The 22630-nt window shown below is 65.5% G+C and carries 17 protein-coding genes and 1 tRNA gene; 7 read left to right on the forward strand and 11 right to left on the reverse strand.

Features of this window, described 5'->3' with window-relative positions; genetic code table 11:
• Positions 1-64 precede the first annotated feature (64 nt).
• Both adh and V6F88_RS23160 read left to right on the forward strand, forming a co-directional pair.
• Positions 65-1594: an aldehyde dehydrogenase gene (adh, locus tag V6F88_RS23155; RefSeq protein WP_332612524.1), complete on the forward strand. Its 1530-nt coding sequence runs from the start codon at positions 65-67 to the stop codon at positions 1592-1594.
• A gap of 83 nt (positions 1595-1677) precedes the next feature.
• A complete protein-coding gene (locus V6F88_RS23160; protein WP_332612527.1) occupies positions 1678-2055 on the forward strand; it encodes a DUF779 domain-containing protein in 378 nt (125 codons plus the stop codon).
• On the opposite strand, the gene V6F88_RS23165 is transcribed toward V6F88_RS23160, so the two are convergent.
• Positions 2042-2710, reverse strand: coding sequence for a 2-hydroxychromene-2-carboxylate isomerase (locus V6F88_RS23165; protein ID WP_332612529.1), 669 nt, complete (start codon positions 2708-2710; stop codon positions 2042-2044). The genes V6F88_RS23160 and V6F88_RS23165 overlap by 14 nt on opposite strands.
• Positions 2711-2837: 127 nt before the next feature.
• On the opposite strand from V6F88_RS23165, the gene V6F88_RS23170 reads away from it, so the two are divergent.
• The gene (locus tag V6F88_RS23170) at positions 2838-3779 is read left to right on the forward strand and encodes a LysR substrate-binding domain-containing protein (protein WP_332612531.1); all 942 of its coding nucleotides are present in this window, start codon (positions 2838-2840) and stop codon (positions 3777-3779) included.
• Positions 3780-4079: 300 nt separating this feature from the next.
• Positions 4080-6143: an LTA synthase family protein gene (locus V6F88_RS23175; RefSeq protein ID WP_332612533.1), complete on the forward strand. Its 2064-nt coding sequence runs from the start codon at positions 4080-4082 to the stop codon at positions 6141-6143.
• A 102-nt stretch (positions 6144-6245) separates the two neighbouring features.
• Here V6F88_RS23175 and selD read toward each other — a convergent pair whose 3' ends face one another.
• Complete coding sequence (selD, locus tag V6F88_RS23180) at positions 6246-7307, reverse strand: selenide, water dikinase SelD (protein ID WP_332612535.1); 1062 nt, start codon at positions 7305-7307, stop codon at positions 6246-6248.
• Between the two features lie 158 nt (positions 7308-7465).
• Between selD and V6F88_RS23185 the strand changes: the two genes are divergently transcribed.
• Positions 7466-8014, forward strand: a complete 549-nt coding sequence (locus tag V6F88_RS23185) for a TlpA family protein disulfide reductase (RefSeq protein WP_442880382.1) — start codon at positions 7466-7468, stop codon at positions 8012-8014.
• A gap of 55 nt (positions 8015-8069) precedes the next feature.
• Here V6F88_RS23185 and V6F88_RS23190 read toward each other — a convergent pair.
• The 7 genes from V6F88_RS23190 to fdnG all read right to left on the reverse strand — a co-directional run bounded on the left by V6F88_RS23190 (position 8070) and on the right by fdnG (position 17264).
• Positions 8070-8165: transfer RNA gene (locus V6F88_RS23190), tRNA-Sec, on the reverse strand.
• Between the two features lie 13 nt (positions 8166-8178).
• The gene (gene selB, locus V6F88_RS23195; RefSeq protein ID WP_332612538.1) at positions 8179-10125 is read right to left on the reverse strand and encodes a selenocysteine-specific translation elongation factor; all 1947 of its coding nucleotides are present in this window, start codon (positions 10123-10125) and stop codon (positions 8179-8181) included.
• Entirely contained in the window at positions 10122-11645 is a 1524-nt protein-coding gene (selA, locus tag V6F88_RS23200; protein ID WP_332612540.1) for an L-seryl-tRNA(Sec) selenium transferase, read from the reverse strand. Before selA ends, selB begins: the two co-directional genes overlap by 4 nt.
• A gap of 4 nt (positions 11646-11649) precedes the next feature.
• Positions 11650-12582 carry a formate dehydrogenase accessory protein FdhE gene (gene fdhE, locus V6F88_RS23205; protein ID WP_332612541.1) on the reverse strand — a complete coding sequence of 311 codons (933 nt, stop codon included), beginning with the start codon at positions 12580-12582 and terminating at the stop codon, positions 11650-11652.
• 78 nt (positions 12583-12660) lie between these two features.
• Positions 12661-13293, reverse strand: a complete 633-nt coding sequence (locus V6F88_RS23210) for a formate dehydrogenase subunit gamma (protein WP_046805600.1) — start codon at positions 13291-13293, stop codon at positions 12661-12663.
• Positions 13286-14185: a formate dehydrogenase subunit beta gene (gene fdxH / locus V6F88_RS23215; RefSeq protein WP_046805599.1), complete on the reverse strand. Its 900-nt coding sequence runs from the start codon at positions 14183-14185 to the stop codon at positions 13286-13288. Before fdxH ends, V6F88_RS23210 begins: the two co-directional genes overlap by 8 nt.
• A gap of 10 nt (positions 14186-14195) precedes the next feature.
• Entirely contained in the window at positions 14196-17264 is a 3069-nt protein-coding gene (gene fdnG, locus V6F88_RS23220; protein ID WP_332612544.1) for a formate dehydrogenase-N subunit alpha, read from the reverse strand.
• Between the two features lie 228 nt (positions 17265-17492).
• Here fdnG and V6F88_RS23225 point away from each other — a divergent pair, with 228 nt between their 5' ends.
• Both V6F88_RS23225 and V6F88_RS23230 read left to right on the forward strand, forming a co-directional pair.
• Positions 17493-18989 (forward strand): DUF1254 domain-containing protein, encoded by a 1497-nt coding sequence (locus V6F88_RS23225; protein WP_332612545.1) that lies wholly within the window; start codon positions 17493-17495, stop codon positions 18987-18989.
• 79 nt (positions 18990-19068) lie between these two features.
• The gene (locus V6F88_RS23230) at positions 19069-19569 is read left to right on the forward strand and encodes an acyl-CoA thioesterase (protein ID WP_332612546.1); all 501 of its coding nucleotides are present in this window, start codon (positions 19069-19071) and stop codon (positions 19567-19569) included.
• 21 nt (positions 19570-19590) lie between these two features.
• On the opposite strand, the gene V6F88_RS23235 is transcribed toward V6F88_RS23230, so the two are convergent.
• On the reverse strand, positions 19591-20823 hold the full coding sequence (locus V6F88_RS23235; RefSeq protein WP_332612547.1) for a T6SS immunity protein Tli4 family protein: 1233 nt from the start codon (positions 20821-20823) through the stop codon (positions 19591-19593).
• Positions 20811-22592: an esterase/lipase family protein gene (locus V6F88_RS23240; RefSeq protein WP_332612549.1), complete on the reverse strand. Its 1782-nt coding sequence runs from the start codon at positions 22590-22592 to the stop codon at positions 20811-20813. The genes V6F88_RS23235 and V6F88_RS23240 overlap by 13 nt, the downstream gene beginning before the upstream one ends.
• Positions 22593-22630: the final 38 nt, after the last annotated feature.

The following is a 22630-nucleotide window of genomic DNA, read 5'->3' on the forward strand; positions in this document are numbered from 1 at the left end:
ATGTTCCTTGCTTGATACCAGGCAGGCAGCTGACTGCCGCTATCCCACAAAATCGGAGACAAGCATGGACATCGCGACCCGCATCACCCCGGACACGTATGGCACCCGTCTGGACCTGAAAACGCAGTACGACAACTTCATCGACGGCAAGTGGCAAAAGCCGGCGGATGGCGAGTACTTCGACAACGTCACGCCCGTCACCGGCCAGGTACTGACGCGCAACGCGCGCTCCAAGGAACGCGACGTGGACCTGGCGCTGGACGCCGCCCATCGCGCCGCGCCGAAATGGGGAGCGACCCCGGCCGCGGAACGCGCGCGCATGCTGATGCAGATCGCGGACGTGATGGAAGCCAACCTGGAACGCCTGGCCACCGCCGAAACCTGGGACAACGGCAAGCCGATCCGCGAAGCGCGCGCCGCCGACATCCCGCTGGCCATCGACCACTTCCGCTATTTCGCCTCGTGCATCCGCAGCCAGGAAGGCGGCCTGTCGGAAATCGATAGCGACACCGTGGCCTACCACTTCAACGAGCCGCTGGGCGTGGTCGGCCAGATCATTCCGTGGAACTTTCCCATCCTGATGGCGGCGTGGAAGCTGGCGCCCGCGCTGGCGGCCGGCAACTGCGTGGTGCTCAAGCCCGCCGAGCAGACCCCGCTGGGCATCCTGCTGTTGATGGAACTGATTGGCGACATCCTGCCCCCGGGCGTGCTGAACGTGGTGACGGGCTTTGGCCTGGAAGCCGGCAAGCCCCTGGCCTCCAGCAAGCGCATCGCCAAGATCGCCTTCACCGGCGAGACCACCACCGGCCGGCTGATCATGCAGTACGCGTCGCAGAACATCATCCCCGTCACGCTGGAACTGGGCGGCAAGTCGCCCAACATTTTCTTTGCCGATGTGGCGGCGCAAGATGATGACTTTCTGGACAAGGCGGTTGAAGGCTTCGTGATGTTTGCGCTGAACCAGGGCGAGGTGTGCACGTGCCCCAGCCGCGCGTTGATCCAGGAATCGCTGTACGACAAGTTCATGGAACGGGCCCTCAAGCGCGTGGCCGAGATCAAGCAGGGCAACCCGCTGGACGGCGACACCATGCTGGGCGCGCAGGCGTCCACCGAGCAGTTGGAAAAAATCCTGTCGTACCTGGACATCGGCAAGCAGGAAGGCGCCGACGTGCTGGCGGGCGGATCACGCGCGCAGATGCAAGGCGGGCTGGAAGGCGGCTACTACGTGCAGCCCACGGTGTTCAAGGGCCATAACAAGATGCGCGTGTTCCAGGAAGAAATCTTCGGGCCGGTCGTGGCGGTCACCACGTTCAAGGACGCCGACGATGCATTGGCGCTGGCCAACGACACGCTGTACGGCCTGGGCGCGGGCGTGTGGTCGCGCGACGCCAATACGTGCTACCGCATGGGGCGCGCAATCAAGGCGGGGCGCGTGTGGACGAACTGCTATCACGCGTACCCGGCGCATGCGGCGTTTGGCGGATACAAGCAGTCGGGCATCGGGCGTGAAAATCACAAGATGATGCTTAACCACTATCAGCAGACGAAGAACCTGCTGGTCAGCTATTCGCCGAAGAAGCTGGGTTTCTTCTGACGCGGACAGCGCTTCAACGCGCGCCGGGCCTGCGGGCCTGGCGCGCGACACCTTCGAACCGCCGGCCCACACAGGACACCCCCATGGAAGCCCCCACCCCGCGCGTCGTCGCCACCGACGAAGCGCGCCAACTGATCGACACCTTGCGCGCCAAGCACGGCCCGCTGATGTTTCACCAATCGGGCGGCTGCTGTGACGGCAGTTCACCCATGTGCTATGCCCAGGGCGAATTCATGGTCGGGGGCTCGGACGTGCTGCTGGGCCAGCTGGAAGGTTGCCCGTTCTACATGGGCGAGGACCAGTTTGCGTACTGGGAGCACACCCAGCTCATCATCGACGCGGTGCCCGGGCGCGGCGGGGCATTTTCGCTGGACAGCGCGGAAGGCAAGCGCTTCCTGCTGCGATCGCGCCTGTACTCGGACGAGGAATGGGCACGCGTGGCGCCCGTTACGAAGGGCTGACGGAATTGTCCTGGTCGGCAACAGCAACGTCGCGGGCGGCTACCTGGTCGCGCGCCCATTGCAGCGCGTCCTCCAGGCGATCATTGCCCCAGAACATTTCACCGCCCGCAAAGAAGGTGGGCGCGCCGAACAGACCCAGATCCCGCGCGCGGTCCACCTGACGGCGCAGCGCTTCCTTGGCGGCTTCGGACTTGGCGCGCGCGATCAGCGCATCGGCATCCAGGGACAGGTCTTGCAATAGGCCATGCACCACATCTTCGGACTGGATGTCCAGGTCGTCCTGGAAGTTGGCGCGAAACACCGCCACGCAGAAATCGCGGCACCACGGTTCGTCCTGGCCCAGCAAGGCGATGCGCGCCGGCAGCACGCTCATGCGCGGAAACAGACGCGGGCGGTTGTAGGTGATGCCGTATTTGTCGGCCAGGCGGGCGATGTCCCGCATCATGTAGGCGCCCTTGCCGGGAAACAGGCGAAACGGAGAATCGTTCCAGCCCTGAGCCTGGAAAATCGGCCCCAGCAAAAAGGGACGCAGGTCGACCACCACGCCCGCGCTTTCCGCCAGCGCCTGCACGCGCAAGATGGCCAGATAGCTGTAAGGGCTGGCGAAATCGAACCACATCTGCATGCGGGGCGAGTCAGGCAAAGACGCGTTCATCAGGCAACTCCGGCAGGACAAGGCTGCGACCAAGGCCCGGCTGGCGCTTGTCGCGGCCTTCTATTGAACGCCGTGGGCGTACTATTGCTCAAGCAACATTTCCGCCCGATACGCATGAGTTTCGCGAATGTCATATCCACTGGCAAAGCTCCCGCCGCTTGATCTCGTACGAGGCTTCGTCGCCGTGGGCCGCCGCATGAGCATCACCCTTGCCGCGCAGGATCTGCATGTGACGCAGTCCGCTGTCAGCCGCCAGATCCGCGCGCTGGAAGAGCACTTGGGCGTGCCGCTGCTGGTGCGCGGCTTTCGCAGCGTGTCGTTTACCTCCGAAGGCGCGCAGCTGTTCCGCATGGCCGACGTGTGGCTGAGCCAGCTGGGGGATTTGACCGAACAGCTGCGCGCCCCCGGGCGGCGCACCCCCGTCACCGTCACCACCACCATCGGCGTGGCCTCGCTGTGGTTGCTGCCGCGTCTGGGCGACTTCCAGGCGGCGCATCCGCAGATCGACGTGCGCGTGGCGGCCGATAACCGCCTGATCGATATCGACCGCGAAAGCGTCGACATCGCCATCCGCTACAGCCCGCGCGACAGGGTCCCGGACAACGCCGCCTGGATGTTCGGGGAATCGGTGGTACCCGTGGCGCACCCGTCACTGAACGCCCGCGAGCTGGATGCGGGCGAGCTGCAACGCCACGTGTTGCTTGAATTCGACGACCCCACCCGGCCCTGGCTGCAATGGTCGGAATGGCTGAATGCGCGCGGCCTGAATCGGGCACGCGCCAAGGGCATGCTGCGCTTTAATCAATACGACCAGATCGTACTGGCGGCGCTGGCCGGCCATGGCATTGCGCTGGGCCGGCTGGCGCTGATTGCGCCGATGCTGGCCGACGGCCGCTTGCAACCGGTGGGCGAGCAGGCGGCCCTGGCCACCGAACACGCTTACTGGCTGGTCCGCAACGCGCGGCGTGGCACCGCCGACGCCGATGTGGTCGCCGCGTGGCTGATGCAACAGGCGGCGACGACCGCGCGCGACCTGTCCGGCGAATCCCCCCCCGGCTCGCCCCGCTGAGCACGGGCCACCCGACGCCGCCACGCTTCGTACACGCCACTCACAAAGCTATACAAACCTTTGTACATTTCGGGTCCCGCTCAAGTACAGTTCGCGCTGCATGGCGAACAGCGGCCATAACCCGAACCACGACCGCCGCTGTTCAATCCCAGCCACTCCGGCGCGCCCTGTGGGGTCCCCGCACCCCAGAAATCGGGGCCGGCGTTCCATCATGCATTCATCCCCTGATGGCCCATCAAACCCGGGCCAGGGGTGCTTTATTGCCGCAACCCCCGTTTTTCGCCTAGCCCCGACCCACTGATGCAGATAAAGCGTTTACGCCTGACCGACACCAACACCTGGCAAAACTGGTTTCACAACGTGCAGCGCGCGTTCCTCGTGATTCTGGCGCCCTGGCTGGTCAGCGTCCTGGCGCAGTTCATCGGACGCAGCTACCTGCTGGTGAAGTACGCGCCTTCAGCCACCTATTCCGCATTGCCGCAGGACGTGGGCCGCACGCTGGGAATCGGCCTGCTGTTCGACATCAAGGTCACCAGCATCGCGTTTTCGGCGTTGCTGTTGACGGCGATGCTGGTGGCGGGCAGCCGCCCGCTGTATGCCCGCTGGCTGCGCCTGACGCCGGGCGTCGGGGCGGCCATGGCCGCGTTGATCGCCGGTTCGACCGTGGTCAGCGTCTGTTACTTCGCTACGTTTTCCCGATCGATCGATATCTTTGTGTTCGGCATGATCGACGACGACACCCGCGCCATCCTGATGACGCTGTGGCACGGGTATCCGCTGGTGCAGGCCGGCCTGCTGCTGTCGGCGGTGCTGGCCTGCACCTGGTGGCTGGGCACGCACTGGCGGCGCCGCGTGCTCAGCCTGCCGTTGCGGCGGCGGGCGCTGCTTCCCACCGCGCTGCAACTACTGTTCATCGTTGCCGTAACCGTGTTGGCCTGCCGGGGGTCGCTGAGCCGGTTTCCGCTGAACAAGGACGACACCAGTATCTCGACCATGGGCTTGTTGAACGCGATTGCGCCCAACGGCATCTCCGCGTTCTCCTGGGCACTGCGCGAGCATGGCAACGACAAGCGTTTCCTGCCCGCCACGGCCGCCGAAGGCGGAGCGCTGTACGCACGGTTTCTTGGGCATCCGGTCAAGCCCGACCTGACGCCCTTCAACGCGGTGACCGGCGCCAACCCTGCCGCCCTGGCGTGGCCGCCGCATGTTGTGCTGCAAGTCATGGAAAGCATGGGGCACCACCTCAATGCCTATGACCAACCGGGCCGCGACCTGCTGGGTGCACTGCGGCCGCATTGGGAACAGGACTGGCGCTTTGACCGCTTCCTGTCGGAAGGCAATGGCACGATTGATTCGTTGGCGCGCCTGCTGGTACGCAGCCCGGTGCCGGCCATCGGCCAATCGTCGGCCGCCGACGACGCCTTCGCCAGCAACGCCTTCGCACCGTATCTGGCGCGCGGCTACCGCGTGTTGTTCGTCACGTCCGGCGCGGCCACCTGGCGCAACCTGGGCACCTTCGCCAGCCACCTGGGCGCCCACGAATTCATCGACCAGCAGACCTTGCGCGCCAAGTACCCGCAAGCTCAGGCAGGCACGTGGGGCGTACCGGACGAGTACATGTTCCGCTACATCGAAAGCCGCCTGGCCGATGCCGATCGGGATGGCCAGCCGCTGTTCATCGTCGCCTTGTCCACCACGCACCATCCCCCCTTCATCGCGCCCGACGGCGCACAGCACAGCGGCCTGGACCTGGCCGATGTGACGCGCCAGCCGTACTTCAAAAGCTGGAGCTCGGTGCAAGACGCGTTCTACACGCTGCGCTACGCCAACGATCAGCTGGGCCGCTTCCTGACGCGCGTGAAAGCGTCGGCCAGCGGCGCCCGCACCATCATCGCCGTCACGGGCGACCACAATATGCAGGGCCTGAATTATCAAGACGCGCGCGAAGCCGCGTTGGCCCGCTCCGTGCCCTTCTACCTGTACGTGCCGCAGGCGTACCGGGGCCGGTCGGTGTTCGACCCGGCCCGGGTCGGCAGCCACAAAGACATACTTCCGACGCTGTATCAGCTAAGCCTGCCGGCCACGCCTTACTACCGCACCGGCTGCGATCTGCTGGCGGCGCAGCCGGACCCGGTATGGTGCTTCGGAATCAACGACCCGCACCTGACGATCACGCAAGACGGTGCATACCGGCGCGACCGCCCGGGCAAGATCCTGCCCTGGGCCAACGCGCAAGGCCTGGCGCTAGGCGCCGAGCAGCCCACCACGCCGACGCAGCGCGCCCAACAAGAGCGGCTGGCCGCCTATCCCAAACTGATGCTCTGGCAGATCAATTACCAGGTGCAATCGCAAGCGCGGCCGTAAGGTTGCGCTGCTGTGGCCCAGGGCACGCCGGGCGCGGCATGCCGCAGCGCCAGGCTGCCTCGGGCAGCCCCGGGGCGGCTCGCATTGGGCCTTGAAGCGCACTCAGCCGACCTGCACCTGCCCGTCGCCCGCGATCATTTCGCCCACGATGGCCGCCTGGTCAAAGCCTTGTTCGCGGAACAGCGCCAGCACTGCGTCGGCCACTTCGGGCGCGCAGGACACCAGCAGGCCGCCCGAGGTTTGCGGATCTGTCAGCAATGCGCGCTGCGCGTCGGTGACGCCCGGGGACAGCTGCACGGCGCTGCCGTACGACGCCCAATTTCGGCCTGATGCGCCCGTGATGACGCCATTGGCGGCCAAGGCTTCCACGCCCGGCAGCCAGGGCAACGCGTCCAGCTTCAGTCGCGCGGTCAGTTTTGCGCCACGCGCCATTTCCAGCGCATGGCCCAGCAAACCAAAGCCCGTGACGTCGGTCACGGCGTGCACGCCGTCCAGCGCGGCCAGCGCGGCGCCGGGCCGGTTCAAGCGGGTTGTCGTGTCGATCATGACGCGGTAACCGGCTTCGTCCAGCTGGTTCTTTTTCAGCGCGGCCGACAAGATGCCCACGCCCAGCGCCTTGCCCAGGATCAGCACGTCGCCCGCGCGCGCATCGGCGTTGCGCTTGACGCGGCTGGGATGCACCAGGCCCATCACCGCCAAACCGTAGATGGGTTCGACCGAATCGATGCTGTGGCCGCCCGCCACGGGAATGCCCGCTTCCGCGCAGACCGATTCGCCCCCGCGCAGAATGTCCGCGATGACGCTGTGCGGCAGCACGTTGATCGGCATGCCGACGATGGCCAGCGCCATGATCGGCGTGCCGCCCATTGCGTAGACGTCCGACAGCGCATTGGTGGCCGCGATGCGGCCGAAGTCGTGCGGGTCGTCCACGATGGGCATGAAGAAATCGGTGGTGGCGATAAGCGCCTGCTCGTCATTAAGCCGGTACACCGCCGCGTCGTCGGCGGTCTCGGTGCCCACCATCAAGTTGGGGTAGCTGGCGGCGGGACCGAAACGCTTGAGCAGTTCGGACAGAACGCCCGGCGCGATCTTGCAGCCGCAGCCGCCTCCGTGCGAAAGCGAAGTCAAACGCGGCACTGCCGCGGACGCTACATCGTGGGTCATTTCAGTCTCCGGGTCTCAATCGAAAAAGGATAGCATCGCGCCCGCCCTTCGCCCTATGATGTTTCGGCGACGCGCGCGGTGGCGGTATGCCGGGCATGACCCGCGCGACGCCCGCCATCCAAGCCCGTTTCCCTTTGACCTTTGCGAAGGACGCCGTCTTGATCAGCCGCCGCCGCCTGCTTCAAACCGGCCTGTCTTTGGCCGCCCTGCCGTATCTGCCCAAACTTGCGCGCGCCGCCGATGACGCCGCGCTCAAGGCCGCCACCGGCCCCGACTGGGCGCCGTGGACCTTGCCCACACCCGCCCTGGTGCTGCCCGACCTTGCCGGGCGCGAGCAAAAGCTGTCGGCCTGGCGCGGCAACGTGGTCATCGTCAGCTTCTGGGCCACGTGGTGCGAACCCTGCCGCGACGCCATCCCGTTGATGTCCACGATGGCCAAGCGGCATCGTGAAGAAGGCCTGCGGCTGGTGGCCGTCAATGTGGGCGAAGCGCTGGGCAAGGTTTCGACCTTTCTGGCGAAGTCGCCGGTTGCCGGCACGGTGATGCACGACCGCAATAGCGCGGCGTCAAAGAAATGGGATGCCATCGCGTTGCCGGCCAACTACCTGGTGGACCGGGGCGGGTCGATTCGATATTGGCACCTGGGCGAGCTGGACTGGAAGTCGGAACGGGTGACGGCCGTGGTGACGCGCATGTTGCGGCGGTAGGCGCGCGTACGGGTGTGCGTGGATGAAGCCGTGGCGGAAGGTGTGGCGGAAGGTGTGGCGGAAGGCAGCAGGAGTCGAACCTACCTGGGAACGTCTGACGCCCCCAACTGGGTTTGAAGCCCAGCCGTGCCGCCGGGCACGGATGCCTTCCGCGGCGAAGGTGCCTATGATACCGGCTGCGGCGCGTCTTGCGTCGAGGCAAAAGCGCTGTCGCCACGCAGCACGTGCGTGTCGCGCACACGCCGCGTGTAGCCCACGCGATCAAAGAACTCCAGGATCTGAATGGCGCGCTTGCGTCCCAGGCCCGTTGCATCGCGGAACACCGCGGCGTTTAGCCCACCCGCCTGGCTTGCCAGGTCCGCCGCCATGCTTGCCAGCACACGCACCTGATCACGGTGATAGAACAGGTCCTTGACCACTTGCGCCACCTCGCCGCGACGCAGCAGCTTGCGCAACAACAGGCGCACGCGTTCTTCGGGTTCGGCCAGCGTGCCCGCCACGTCGCGCACCCAGGGCGGATCGAACGCGCCGGCATTCAATAGCGGCAGCACCCGTGCAGCCAGCGCATTTTCGTCGTCGGCCAGCGTGGACGTGTGCGACGGCAGGTGCAACCACGGGCCGTTGCGCGCCACGCGTCCGTCGCGTTGCAGCGCGTCCAGCACGGCGGTCCACATGGCATCGGGGCCCACCGGCATCGCCATGCGACGCAGGCGCGGGCTGTCCGGGCCGGGCTCGTCCGGTGCGCCATGGTGAAAGGATGCCAACGCGTGTTCGACGCGGGTAAGCAGCGCCTGCCAGTGCGTGGCCAGGATCAACGTGCGGGGCGCCTGCGCGTTGCGCGTTTCCACCCACAGCGCGCCATGCGGTGCGTCGATGTCGCGCGCCGGCATGCCCGTCAGGCGTTGCAATGCGGCTTCGTCCAGGCCCAGCGGCGCGTGCTCCAGCACGGGTGGCAAACCAGCGCCATCCAGCATGTCGGACAGAGCCTGCAACGCCAGCCTGCGAGCGGCGGCGCGGCGCTTGCGGTCGGGTGCGTTCGGATCCAGCACGCGTCCGCCACCCACCGTGCGCGTGGCCTGCGCGTTGCGCACGATGTAGCGGTCGCCCGGCATGGCGCAGACGGGCTCATCGAACACCAGTTGCACCCAGCCGGACTTGCCGGGCGCCAAGGTCTCGGCGCTGATCGGCACGACGTGCGCCACGTGCCGCGCCGCGCCGATGTGCACGTGCAACGGCGCCCACGCGCGCAAGGGCGCGTCGGCGGACGGCAGCAGCGTCAAGGCCACATCCAGATGGCGCGACGGCAGAAAACAGCGGGCGTCCGCGATCCAGTCGCCGCGCGCGATAGCGTGCTTGTCGATGCCCGCCAGATTCAGTGCGCAACGCTGGCCCGCCGCGCCGGTTTCGCTGGGTTGGTTTTGCGCATGGATGCCGCGCACCCGCACACGCGTGCCGGCGGGCATCAGGCGCAGGTCGGCCGCGTCGTCGCCTGCGCGCGCCACGCCGGAATGCGCCGTGCCCGTCACCACGGTGCCGTGGCCGGCCAACGTAAACACGCGGTCCACCGCCAGCCGGAACATGCCGGCGGCATCGCGCCGTTGCAGGTCCTGTGCCTGGCGGTGCAGAGTGTCTTTCAGCTGTGCCGTGCCACCGTCGTCGGCCTGCGTGGCGCACACGGCATGAACGGGCGCGCCGTCCAAGAAAGTGCCCGCTGTCAGCGCGGCGATATCGGCGCGCACGGCGGCCAGGCGGTCGGCGTCAGCGCGGTCGGCCTTGGTCAGCGCCACCGCGCCGCGCGCAACGCCCAACAGCGTCAGGATGGCCAAGTGCTCGCGCGTTTGCGGCATGACGCCGTCGTCGGCGGCCACCACCAGCAGGCCGAAGTCAATGCCGCTGGCGCCGGCGGCCATCGTGTGCACCAGCTTCTCGTGACCGGGTACGTCGATGAAGCCCAGCACGTCGCCGTTGTCCAGCGGCGTGTAGGCATAGCCCAATTCAATGGAAATGCCGCGCGCCTTTTCTTCCTTGAGCCGGTCGGTGTCTACGCCGGTCAGCGCGCGCACCAGTGTGGTCTTGCCGTGGTCGATGTGCCCGGCGGTGCCGATGATCATGCCAGCGGCTCCGACAGTTGCGCGGTGAAGGCGGCTTCGTCGCGGGCTTCAAGGCAGCGCAGGTCCAGCCACAGTGCGTCGTCGGCAATACGGCCGATGACGGGCGTGGGCAGGCCGCGCAGCCGGGTTTCCAGCTTGTCCAGATGGCGGCCGGGCCGCCCGCTGCCGGTGTAGCGCAGCGCAAGGCCGAAGCTGGGCAACTGGTCCACCGGCAACGCGCCGCTGCCGATCTGGCTGAACATGGGGACGGCCTGCACGGCGTAGCTCGCGCCCACCGCATGCGCCACCACGTTGCGCAGCCGTTCGGCCAGCGGCTGGATATCGCGTTGCGGCCGGGTCAGCAGGCGCAGCGTGGTCAAGCGCTGGGCCAGAAATTCCGGCGCGCGATACAAGTGCAGCACGGGCTCCAGCGCGGCCAGCGTCAGCTTGCCGACGCGCAGCGCACGCTTGAGCGGGTTTTTCTTGATCTTGCGGATCAGGTCGGCGCGGCCAACCAGCAGGCCGGCCTGCGGGCCGCCCAGCAGTTTGTCGCCGCTGAAGGTGACCAGGTCGGCGCCTGCCGCGATGGTGTCGCGCACCGTGTCCTCGCGTGGCAAGCCGAATTGGGTCAGGTCCACCAGCGTGCCGCTGCCCAGGTCCACCGTGGCTGGCAAGCCCTTGGCATGCGCCAGCGCCGCCACCTCGGCCACGCCGACGCTCTTGGTGAAGCCGGTGACGGCGTAATTGCTGCAATGCACCTTCATCAGCATCGCGGTGCGCGGTCCGATGGCGCCGTCGTAGTCGGCGGCATGCGTGCGGTTGGTAGTGCCCACTTCGACAAGCTTGGCGCCGGCGCGTTTCATGATGTCGGGGATGCGGAACGCGCCGCCGATCTCAACGAGTTCACCGCGCGACACCACGACCTCGCGCCGGTCGGCCAGCGCGTTCAGCATCAGCAGCACGGCGGCGGCGTTGTTGTTGACGACGGTGGCCGCTTCCGCGCCGGTCAATTCGCACAGCAGGTCGTCGATGAGATCGTCGCGATCCCCGCGGCCACCGGTATCCAGATCAAATTCCAGATTGGCCGGCGTGGTCAGCGCGCGCAGCACCGAGGCCACCGCTTCGTCGGGCAACAGCGCCCGGCCCAGGTTGGTGTGCAGCACGGTGCCGGTCAGGTTATAGACCGCGCGCAGGCGGGGCTGTGCGGCCTTGTCCAGCGTTGCCGTCACGCGGGAGGCCACCGTGCTGGCATTCAGTTCGCGCTGCATCAAGCCGCCGGCCAGCGCGCGTTGTCGCAGCGTGTCCAGGTGGCGCCGCAATGCCGCCACGACCTGCGTGCGCCCGTGCATGTCCAGCGCGGCGCGCATCGCGTCCGCATTCAACAGGCGGTCCAGCGGCGGAATGTCGGACGCAGCGGCGGCAGTGTCGGCGGCGGCGGTTTCAGCGGCGACAGTCCCGACGCCGGCAGCGCCACCGGCGGCGGTTTCAGCAGCGGCAGACTCGGTGGCGACGGCGCCGCCTTCTGGCGGAAGCTTGGCCATGCGGCTAGCCCTCGTTGCCATGCCACAGCAGCGGGTTGCCGCTGGCGCGCGAATAGCCCGCCTCGCCCACCAGCACGTCCAGCATCAGGCTGGCCAGGTCGTCGGCCACGGGCTCCACGTGCAGGTCCTTGTCCTGGTAGAAGATCTTGCGATAGGTGTGGCAGTGGTCGCAGGTTTCAGCCTTGATGGCGGGCGCCCGGCCGTCGATGGCCTGGTACGCAACCGATTCCACGTCTTCGCAATGCGTGCACTTGACGCGCACCATGTGCCATTGCGTGGCGCACAGACTGCAACACAGATAGCGGTAGCCCTCGAACTGACCGCCCACGCGCACCACGCTGGCCACCGGCAGGCTGGCGCAAACGGGGCACACGCCAAAGGGGCTGACCACGGGCAATTGCTTGGCGTCGAAGCGGCTGGCCAGATCGGTCCAATAGACTTGCAGAGCGGCCATGACGAAGGGCGCGGCGGCGCCGTCCACGCCCTGGTCCTGTTCGGCCAGCACGGCTTCGGCCAGGTCTTCGAGGGACTCGGGGTCTTCGTCCACCGCTCGGCGCAAGGCAGCGCAGACCTGGACGGCTTCGGCCGGCACGCTCGGGGCGCGCGCCACGTCGTCGACCAGGCGCGCCAGGATGCCGCGCCACATCGGGTCGCGCGGCCAGCCCACCGCCTGTAGCGGCGGCATGCCATGCGCCTGCGCCAGCGACAGCCGGTCTTCGGATACGCCGGGCGCGGCGCAGTCCTGCAGGGCGCGATGCTGGGCGTCGACCAGATGCGCCATCAGCAGCAGGTAGTCGGCCACCGGGCTGTCGGACGCCAACTGCCGCAACCGTGCGGCACGCGTTGAAAAAATCGAGCCGCGTTCAGGCAGGCTGACGCGGGGGATGACATTGTGGTCTAGCGCTTCGATTTCACCGCGCGGAAGAATTCGCTGCAATTGCGTCTCCAAAAAAACAAACACGGCTGCCAGCCTTCGAAGAAGGATAGCAGCCGTGCGATCAGGATAAAACCGGCGCTACTTCCGGATCTGTTCGCGGAACCAGGCACGATGGTGTTTCCACGCCCAACCCGCCGTGACGTAACCGCGCAGCATCGCCGTCAGCGAGCCCTTGACCCAGATCGCGGCGTAGATGTGCACGATGATCGAGCAGATCAGCACCAGCGCGCTGACGGCGTGCACCACGGACGCGACCCGCACCACCCAGATCGGGAAATAGAACGCGAAATATTCGCGCCAGATCACGATACCGCTGGCGAACAAGCCCAGCATGCACAACACCAGCACGTAGAACAGCAGCTTCTGGCCGGCGTTGTACTTGCCGACTTCGGGCAGCTTTTCTTCGCGGTTCTCGACCACGTCGTTCAGCTGCTTGAGCCACTGGCGATCGGCGCGTGTCATCAGGTTGTGCCGCCACATGTGGCCGGCGAACACGACGAAACAGACGAACATCACCACCCCGATGATGGGGTGCAGGATGCGTGTCCAGGGCCCGCCGCCGAACAGGTTGGTCAGCCAGTACATCGACGGGTGAAACAGCGCCAGCCCGGACAGCGCCAACAGGATGAACGTGAAGGCGATGATCCAGTGGTTGGTGCGCTCGCCGGGCGAATAGCGCTTGATGCGACGGTGACGGTGGTCTTCAGTCATGGCGGATCTCCTCTTCGGCGCGGCGTTCGTCTTCCTCCGACACCTCGTTCCGGCCCACGCGGGCGTAGTGGAAGAATCCCGCCAGGGCGGTCAGGGCCATCGCGGCCACACCCAGCGGTTTGGCCAAGCCCTTCCACAGCGACACCATGGGACTGATCTTCGGGTCCTGGGGCAGGCCGTGATACAGCCCGGGCTGGTCGGCGTGATGCAGCACGTACATGACGTGGGTGCCGCCCACGCCTTGCGGGTCGTACAGCCCGGCCTGGTCGAAACCGCGCGACTTCAGGTCCACGATCCGCTCCTCGGCATGCTGCTTCATGTCTTCCTTGGTGCCGAACACAATGGCGCCGGTGGGGCAGGCCTTGACGCAGGCCGGTTCCTGGCCGACGGCCACGCGGTCGGAACACAAGGTGCACTTGTACGCCTTATGGTCTTTCTTGGAGATGCGCGGCACGTTGAACGGACAGCCGGTGATGCAGTAGCCGCAGCCAATACAGTTTTCTTCGTGAAAGTCCACGATGCCGTTGGTGTATTGGATGATGGCGCCCGGCGAGGGGCAGGCCTTCAGGCAGCCCGGGTCCTCGCAGTGCATGCAGCCGTCCTTGCGGATCAGCCATTCCAGGTCCCCGGCGGGGTTCTCGTATTCCGAGAAACGCATGACGGTCCAGGAGTGCTCGGTCAGGTCGGCCGGGTTGTCATAGACGCCCACGTTAGTGCCGATCTCGTCGCGCAGATCGTTCCATTCCATACAGGCGCTTTGGCAAGCCTTGCACCCGATGCACTTAGAAACGTCGATCAGCTTGGCGACCGAACCCGTGATGGGTTCACGGATGCCGGGCGGCGGTGTCGTGGTGGCCGAGCGCCGCTTGATGTCTAGGGATTGCATGGACATGTCGGTTCTCCTAGGCCTTCTCGACCTTGACCAGGAACGACTTGAATTCCGGGGTTTGGGAATTGCCGTCGCCCACGAATGGCGTCAGGGTGTTGGTCAAAAAGCCGGGTTTGGCCAGGCCCACGAAACCCCAGTGGATCGGAATACCCACGTGGTGCACCGTCTTGCCTTCGATGGTCAACGCGCGCAGGCGCTTGGTGACCAGCGCCACCGCCTTGATGTAGCCGCGGTTGGACGACACTTTGACCCGCGTTCCGTTGGCAATGCCCAGTTCCTTGGCCAGGGCGTCCCCGATCTCGACGAATTGCTCCGGCTGGAGAATCGCGTTGATGCGGACGTTCTTGGTCCAGTAGTGGAAGTGCTCGGTCAGACGGTAGGTGGTGGCCACGTACGGGAACTTGTCCACCGTGCCCATCGCGGCCAGGTCGTCCTTGAAGACGCGCGCGGCCGGGTTGCTGGTCACGCCCTTGGCCTTCGGATACAGCGGGTTGTAGCCCAGCGGCGTTTCGAAGGGTTCGTAGTGTTCCGGGAACGGCCCTTCGGCCAGGCCCGCGCGCGCGAAGAAGCGCGCCACGCCTTCGGGGTTCATGATGAACGGACCCATGCCGCCGTCGGGGTTTTCATCGCCCTTGAAGTCGGGGATGTCGGCGCCCGCCCAGATCTTGCCGTTCCAGCCGATCAGGCTGCGGCGGGGATCGAAGGGCTTGCCCGCCACGTCGCAAGACGCGCGGTTGTACAGGATGCGGCGGTTGGCCGGCCACGCCCAGGCCCAGTTCAGGGTCTGGCCGATGCCGGTGGGGTCGCTGTTGTCGCGCCGCGCCATCAAGTTGCCGCCAGGGCCCCAGGCGCCGGCGAAGATCCAGCAGCCGCTGGCCGTGGAGCCGTCGTCGCGCAGTTCCGCAAAGCCCGCTAATTGCTCGCCGCCCTTGCGGGTGACCTTGGTGGGGTCCTTGGGGTCGACCAGGTCCACCAGGGCGCGCCCGGAGTATTCCTTGGCCAATTCCTCGGCGGTGGGGTTCTGCGGGTTGGAGTACGGCCAGGACAGGTTGACGATGGGGTCGGGATACGTGCCGCCTTCGTCCTGGTACATCTTGCGCAGGCGCGTGAAGATCAGCGACATGATTTCGATGTCGCTCTTGGCTTCGCCCGGGGGCTCGGCGCCCTTCCAGTGCCATTGCAGCCAGCGCCCGGAGTTCACCAGCGCGCCGTCTTCCTCGGCGAAACAGGTGGTGGGCAGGCGGAAGACTTCGGTCTGGATCTTGGACGGGTCCACATCGTTGGCCTCACCCGCGTTGCGCCAGAATTCCGAGGTTTCGGTGACCAGCGGGTCCATGATGACCAGGAATTTCAGCTTGGCGAAACCGTCGTTCAACTTGGCCTTGTTGGGCGCCGCCGCCAGCGGGTTGAAACCCTGCGCGATGTAGCCGTTCATCTTGCCCTGGACCATCAGCTCGTAGACCTGAAGCATGTCGTACAGCTTGTCCAGCTTGGGCAGGTAGTCGAACGCCCAGTTGTTTTCCGCCGTGGCGGCTTTGCCCCACCAGGCCTTCATCAGGCTGACGTGAAACTTGTTGTAGTTCTGCCAGTAGCTGAGCTGGTTCGGACGCAGCGGCTTTTGCGTGCGGGTCTCGATGTACTTGGCGTAGTCCTGCTCGGGTTCGTTGGGCAGCGTCATGTAGCCCGGCAGCAGGTTCGACATCAGGCCCAGATCGGTCAGGCCTTGAATGTTCGAGTGCCCGCGCAGCGCGTTCATGCCGCCGCCGGCGATGCCGATGTTGCCCAGCAACAGCTGCACCATCGCGCCGGTACGAATGATCTGCGATCCGATGGAGTGCTGCGTCCAGCCCAGCGCGTACAGGATCGTGCCCGCGCGGGTGGGGCTGGCGGTGGACGCCAGCATTTCGCACACTTTCAGGAACTTGTCTTTAGGCGTGCCGCACACGCGCTCGACCATGTCTTCGGTGTAGCGCGAATAGTGCTTCTTCATTAGCTGGTAGACGGTGCGCGGATGCGCCAGCGTCGGGTCCGTCTTGACGAAGCCGTCGTCGCCGCGCTCGTAGTCCCAGCTGGCCTTGTCGTAGGTACGCTTGTCGGCGTTGTAGCCGGAATACAAGCCTTCCTCGAACGAGAAGTCCTCGCGAACGATGAAAGAAAAGTCGGTGTAATTGCGCACGTACTCGTGCTGGATCTTGTCGTGATCCAACAGGTACTTGATGACGCCACCCAGGAAAATGATGTCGGTGCCGGTGCGTATGGGCGCGTAGAAATCCGCCACGGATGCCGAACGCGTAAAGCGCGGATCCACAACGATCAGCTTCGCCTTGTTATGGGCCTTTGCTTCCGTGACCCATTTGAACCCGCACGGGTGGGCCTCGGCGGCATTGCCGCCCATGATCAGCACTACGTCCGCGTTCTTGATGTCGACCCAATGGTTCGTCATCGCTCCACGGCCAAACGTCGGGGCAAGACCTGCCACCGTCGGGCCGTGTCAGACACGTGCTTGGTTATCGAACGCCAACATCCCCATGCTGCGCACGGTCTTGTGCGTAACGTAGCCCACCTCGTTGCTGCTTGCCGAGGCGGCCAGCATGCCGGTGGTCAGCCACCGGTTGACGGTCTTGCCGTCCGCGGTCTTCTCGACGAAGTTTGCGTCGCGGTCGGCTTTCATGAGTTTGGTGATGCGGGTCAGCGCGTCGTCCCACGACATCCGCACCCATTTGTCCGACCCGGGTGCCCGGTATTCCGGGTACTTCAGGCGGTTGGGGCTGTGGATGAAGTCGATCAGCGCCGCGCCCTTCGGACAGAGCGTGCCGCGGTTGACGGGGTGATCAGGGTCGCCTTCGATGTGCATGATGCTGGCGCGCGCGTTCTTGGCGCCGTCGCCCAGACCGTACATCAGCAAGCCACAGGCGACCGAACAGTAGGGACAGGTGTTGCGCGTTTCAGTCATGCGCGCAAGTTTGTACTGGCGCACTTCAGCCATGGCCGTGCCGGGAGCTACCCCGAGCAATGCCAGGCTAGAGCCTGCCAGGGTGGCACCTGTCACCTTGAAGAACTGGCGGCGATTCATGTTGACCATGAAGCACTCCTCTCCGGGTGAATGACGAAAGCCGATGGCTTGTCCGACGCGGAAAAGCCCTACAACTTCCAAGGATATTTCAATAAGTATATTCGCAAGACCAAGTCGCGCGCCACGATAAAAGCCCGGCTTGCGACGATTTGGCGGCGAAATGGGAGTTGTTCGCAGATTTTGGAGTGTCTGGCGGCTGCTACATTCCTCGTTCACGCTTGACCGTTGGAATGCCCGATGCGCCGTTTTGTTCCCTTGGCCTTGTCCCTGGCCTGCCTGGCAGGGATGCCCGCCCCCACCGCGCTGGCCGCGCCCACAACCGCGCGGCTGACACCCGCCGCCGCCGCGACCGAAGCCGCTCACCAAGCGGCCATGGATGGCTACCTGTATTTCTATCCGCTGGTGACGATGGATCTGACCCGGCGCCAGTTCACGCATCCGTCGCAAGGCGCGCGGGGCGCGGCGGCCAACGCGTTCCTGCATGGCCGCGGCCTGCCCCCCGCCGGCGCGGCAACACCGTGGGCCAACCCCGACATGCTGCGCAGCACCGGCTGGGTCGACCTGACCGCCGGCCCCGTCGTGCTGTCCGTGCCCGACACCCAGGGCCGGCTGTATTCGTTGACGCTGGTGGACATGTGGACCGACGCCTTCGCCATGTTGGGCAAGCGCACCACCGGCACCGGCAAGTCCAACACCGTGATCGTGCCGCCCGGCTGGACCGGCACGCTGCCCTCCGGCATGGCCCGCATCGACGCGCCCACCCCACACGTCCTGGCCAAGCTGCTGATCCAGGCAGACCGGCCCGCCGACTTCGCCGCCGTGAACGCCTTGCAGGACGGCTATGCGCTGACGCCGCTGTCGCAATGGAACCTGCCCCCGCAATCGCAGCGGGTGAAGTCGGACCCCAATCTGGACCTGAAGATCGCCGTGCGCGAGCAGGTCGAGTCCATGCCGACCGATGCGTTCTTCACCTACGCTGCCGAGCTGCTGCGCAAAAACCCGGCGCACGCGACTGACCAGCCTATCCTGGCCAAGCTGCGCCAGGCGGGCCTGATTGCCGGTCGTCCGTTTGATTTCGACAAGCTTGACCATCCCGCCAAACAAGGCATGCGACGCGGGCTGCGCGCCGCACGCGAGCGCATGCAGGCAGCGGCGGGGGCCACGCTGCGCAATCTGAATGGCTGGCAACAGGAAACGGCCAGCGTGGCCGTGTATGGCAACGCGTACCTGCGCCGGGCGCTGGCCGCACAGGCACAGCCGGGCGCCAGCCTGCCCGAGGATCTGGCCGTGCTGCTGCGGTCCGCCGACAACCAGGGTGCCCCGATCGACGGCGCGCGGCGCTACCTCATGCACTTTGAAAGCGGGCAATTGCCGCCCGCCGGCGCGCTGTGGTCATTGGCCGCTTACGACAACCAGGGCATGCCCGTTGCCAACATGCTTGGCCGTCATACCTTGGGCGACCGCCAGCCGTTGCGCTACAACGCCGATGGTTCGCTGGACCTGCATTTCAGCCAGACGCCGCCCGCCCCCGAAGACCAGGCCAACTGGCTGCCGCTGCCGGCATCGGGCGCCGTAACGATGTTGTTGCGTATGTACGAACCGCAGCCCGCCTTGCTGGACGGCTTGTGGATGCCGCCCGCCCTGATGCGCGATGAGCCGCAACCGCAGGCGGGTGCGGATTTGAATGTGGACCCCGCCGCCAACGCCGCCCAGCCTTCCGAGAAGAAACCCTAGAACGCGGCCAGATGACGGCTCGGTGACAGGCGGCTGCCGCTACCATAGGCGTTTTATTTTTCAATGATGAGCGCCCGCCATGGACGACGCCTTTAGCCACCAATTGTCGATGACCATCCTGATGACGCCGGACATGGCGAATTTTTCAGGGAACGTACACGGCGGAACCATCTTGAAGTACCTGGATCAGGTGGCCTACGCCTGTGCCAGCCGCTACGCCGGCCAATACGTGGTCACGCTGTCGGTGGACCAGGTCGTGTTCCGCGAACCGATCCACGTGGGCGAATTGGTCACTTTCCTGGCGGCGGTGAATTACACCGGACGCACGTCGATGGAAATCGGCATCAAGGTCATCACCGAAGACATCCGCAAGAAGCTCGTGCGCCACACCAACAGCTGTTATTTCACGATGGTGGCGGTTGACGACAACGGCGCACCCACCGCCGTGCCGCCGCTGGCCCCGCGCAACCTGGAAGAAAAGCAACGCTTCGAAGCCGCGCGCCTGCGCCGCGAACTGCGCCAGGAAATGGAACGCCGCCACGACGAGATCAAACGGGAAACGACGCACGACGCGCCGTAACGCCTGACGGACCGGCTGGGGCTATTTCTCTGTGCCGGGTTCGCTGGCGATAAAGTCGTCCAGGGCTTTTCGGGCCGCTTCCGCCTGGGCGGGGGTGGGTCCACGCGTAGCGCTTTGCGGCTCGACGCGGGGCGGGGCAATGGCCCCGTAACGCGGGCGCAGTGAACGCATAGCGTGATCCCAGATTGCCAGCGTCTGATCCTTGCTCAATGTGGAGTCAACAGGTGGACGCGGCCTTTTTCTTTGCCACAACGGAGGATCGCCCCGAGGGACAAAGTTGGGCAAAAGCCAATTAAGCAACTTGTCCGGTGTGATCTCCGGGTTGGCGTGCAGTCTGGGCACGCCGCCCGCGGTCAGGCGGAAATTGACCGATGGACTCGCCAACGAACGACTATCCCGGTAGTTTTCAGCCACAAACAAGAACCCGCGATGGTCTTTCGTTTCATACCGCATCAGGTATTCCTCCGCGGGATTCGCAGCCAGCGTGGTATGCCCCTTGCGCACCACATCGGGGGCCCAGACGCGGAAGGCTTTGAAGTCGCGGACCATGCGTTCGATGAGGCGAGGCGACTCATTGCGCGCGGAGTCACTGAAGTAGATTTCCAGTTTGACGTTCGAGCCTCGCGCCATGAAGCTCACGATGCCCATCTCGTGGTCGTGCGTGCCCCGGATGATGACGGGGCCCAGCGAAAGGCCCGGGCCGGCCGCTTCGGCTTGCTTGACGCCGACAACTTGCGCAGCGAGCTCAAGCAGGCGCGACTCGACCTGTGCGTTGCTGCCCTCGTACGACTCTGCTGCCAGCTTGACGTGCGTGCCGTTCACCAGCAGATGCAGTTCATAGGTTTGCGACCATGTGGCGCCCATACTTTCTTGATATTGGAACAGCCACTTCCCCCGCGCCAATTCCTCTGCGCCGAGAAGCATGGACTTGCCGGTTTCATAACTGTTGACGGCGCCGATGCGGCGGGCGCGTTCTGATAGAGCCTCGTCAAACTGAGCCAACGTGATGTCTTGCCCCAGAATATCGATTCCAACGCTCGTATGATCGGCCCCTCCTCCGTAGTAAAGCTTCGCGAACGCCCTGGAAGGCGGCCCCCAGTCGGCGGGAAGTTCGATCAGTTGCCTGCCTACCGCCCACGTTCGCATGGGGCCGGTAATCTCGTTCACGGCGGAATCCTCCTTTGAATGAAATAGGGCCATCACGCCCGCGGCGAGCCCGGCCAACAGACAAAACAGCGGGATCAAGCGACGCATGACGGACGCTTGGCTTGAGCAGCGATCTTGATGAGGCTATACAGCGCGAAGTGCCGGGTCTGCATCCCTTTGAATGCGCCTTCATGGTCAAAGCCCGTGGCGCTGACTTGCACCCGCACTTGGCCTTCGCGCGCCTGCGCGGCCGGCGCTTGGCCTGAACTGACCGGAACCGTGCCATCACCGACGCCGTCCTGCATTTCGCAGTGCAGTTCCCAATGGCTGACTTCCATGGATACGGCTAGCCGGCCTGCCCTGACCGGCACGTGTTCCACGACGCGACTGCCGCCAACATACAACGGGCTGGATCCTTGATCTCGCACCTGCGCCATCTGCATGGTGGACACAACGAAGGCATCCGGGGGCACACCCAAAGGCCGATTCAGATCACCCCGTCCGGCTCGCATTTGCCAGGTAATGGTTTCGAAACTCGGCTGTTTGGCGTCAGCCCCGTAATACACGTAGGTGTTGGGGTGATAGGCGGCGTCTATCGTTTCGTGAAACAGCTTCGCCTTCTTGATATTCTTTGCGTAGTGGACCCAGTCGATGGGAGCCCCATCCTCCGGCTTTAACCACTCTTCGCGCAGCAACGCCCACCAGCGATCACGGCGCAAATAGATTTCCTGGTACGGGTCTGCCTCAGGACGCGCAGGCATGGCGGGCGCGTAGTCGGGGTCTCGCAGGCGTAACCATCCCGGCGAATAGTTCTTGGTGGGCAGCAATTGCAGTGCACCCGGCGACTGGGCGAATACCGCTGTGACGTCCTGGCCGGTCACACCGATCACGGCGGCGGCCATCGCGCTTTCTTGCTGCATGCCCACTTTGCAGCGCCGGTATGCCACCGGGGCGCCATGGGTCGGCATGACGCCGTGCACCACGCCTGCAATGGCTTCGCTCATGCCGGGTAACTGCGCGCAACGCCGTGCCACCAGCCCGCCCATCGAGTGTGTGACCAGGATGACCTGCCGGCACTTGGACCCGTACTGACGCCTGATTTCGTCGATACGCTCGGCCAGCTTGTTTGCCGCCACGTCGTTGTCCGCCAGCCAGTTGTAGCCAAACGCGTGCACCGGCATCCGGTATGCGGCGCGGGCGGACAGGTCGTCCGTCTTCAGATGCGGCAGCTGGCGCAGCAGGTGTTCGCCCAGGCCTGCCAGGGGCACCTCCAGCCCGGGCTTCAGGCGCGGCGGCAACGAGGGGTCGTCGGGCACGTCCAGGTGCATGGACTTCAGTTGGAATTGCGGCCACTCGTGCGGCCGATAGGAGCTGTTCAGCGAGTCTTCCAGCCAGAGCAGAAATGGGTGATAGCTGCTTTCGCCGACTTCGCCCCAGCCCCGTTCGCGATAGCGATCGATAAGCGCCTGTTTGCTTTGCGTGGCCGATTCGACGGAAGGCACGATCACCGACCCCCCGCGACGCTCGGGCACGGCGCCAGCGTCATCGACGGTCACGCGGTCGGGGTGCAACACCGCCTGGCGGGTCCCTGCGGGAACGCTGTTCCAACGCCGGAACAAATCAATAGGTTTGCCTGCCAAGCCCGCATCCAGCCGCCAGACGGGTTCGGCTTCTTGCCCGTCATCCGGCACGGACTTCAGATTCGAGCCCATGATGCCCGGAACGAATACGACTGGCAGGATAGCGTCCGGCGGGATCAGCAGGATGACCGGATCGCACTGCTCGGCGGGCGTCAGGGTCCACTGAAACACGGGCTGGCCCCGGGCGTTGTAGGACATCGGGGCGAAACGCTGCGCGGACGCTGCGGTATCGGGCACGGCGGGCTCCTGAGTGGGGCACGCGCGTGGCCTTGGCG

The sequence above is a fragment of the Achromobacter sp. ESBL13 genome (assembly GCF_036668755.1).
Taxonomy (GTDB): domain Bacteria; phylum Pseudomonadota; class Gammaproteobacteria; order Burkholderiales; family Burkholderiaceae_B; genus Achromobacter.

What these genes read in the sequence shown, in the direction of transcription:
- V6F88_RS23170 (WP_332612531.1), top strand. Translation starts at nt 2,838, where the DNA reads ATGTCATATCCACTGGCAAAGCTCCCGCCGCTTGATCTCGTACGAGGC.
- selA (WP_332612540.1), bottom strand. Translation starts at nt 11,645, where the DNA reads ATGGCCAAGCTTCCGCCAGAAGGCGGCGCCGTCGCCACCGAGTCTGCC.
- V6F88_RS23160 (WP_332612527.1), top strand. Translation starts at nt 1,678, where the DNA reads ATGGAAGCCCCCACCCCGCGCGTCGTCGCCACCGACGAAGCGCGCCAA.
- V6F88_RS23210 (WP_046805600.1), bottom strand. Translation starts at nt 13,293, where the DNA reads ATGACTGAAGACCACCGTCACCGTCGCATCAAGCGCTATTCGCCCGGC.
- fdxH (WP_046805599.1), bottom strand. Translation starts at nt 14,185, where the DNA reads ATGTCCATGCAATCCCTAGACATCAAGCGGCGCTCGGCCACCACGACA.
- V6F88_RS23235 (WP_332612547.1), bottom strand. Translation starts at nt 20,823, where the DNA reads ATGCGTCGCTTGATCCCGCTGTTTTGTCTGTTGGCCGGGCTCGCCGCG.
- selD (WP_332612535.1), bottom strand. Translation starts at nt 7,307, where the DNA reads ATGACCCACGATGTAGCGTCCGCGGCAGTGCCGCGTTTGACTTCGCTT.
- V6F88_RS23175 (WP_332612533.1), top strand. Translation starts at nt 4,080, where the DNA reads ATGCAGATAAAGCGTTTACGCCTGACCGACACCAACACCTGGCAAAAC.
- selB (WP_332612538.1), bottom strand. Translation starts at nt 10,125, where the DNA reads ATGATCATCGGCACCGCCGGGCACATCGACCACGGCAAGACCACACTG.
- V6F88_RS23165 (WP_332612529.1), bottom strand. Translation starts at nt 2,710, where the DNA reads ATGAACGCGTCTTTGCCTGACTCGCCCCGCATGCAGATGTGGTTCGAT.
- adh (WP_332612524.1), top strand. Translation starts at nt 65, where the DNA reads ATGGACATCGCGACCCGCATCACCCCGGACACGTATGGCACCCGTCTG.
- V6F88_RS23230 (WP_332612546.1), top strand. Translation starts at nt 19,069, where the DNA reads ATGGACGACGCCTTTAGCCACCAATTGTCGATGACCATCCTGATGACG.
- V6F88_RS23225 (WP_332612545.1), top strand. Translation starts at nt 17,493, where the DNA reads ATGCGCCGTTTTGTTCCCTTGGCCTTGTCCCTGGCCTGCCTGGCAGGG.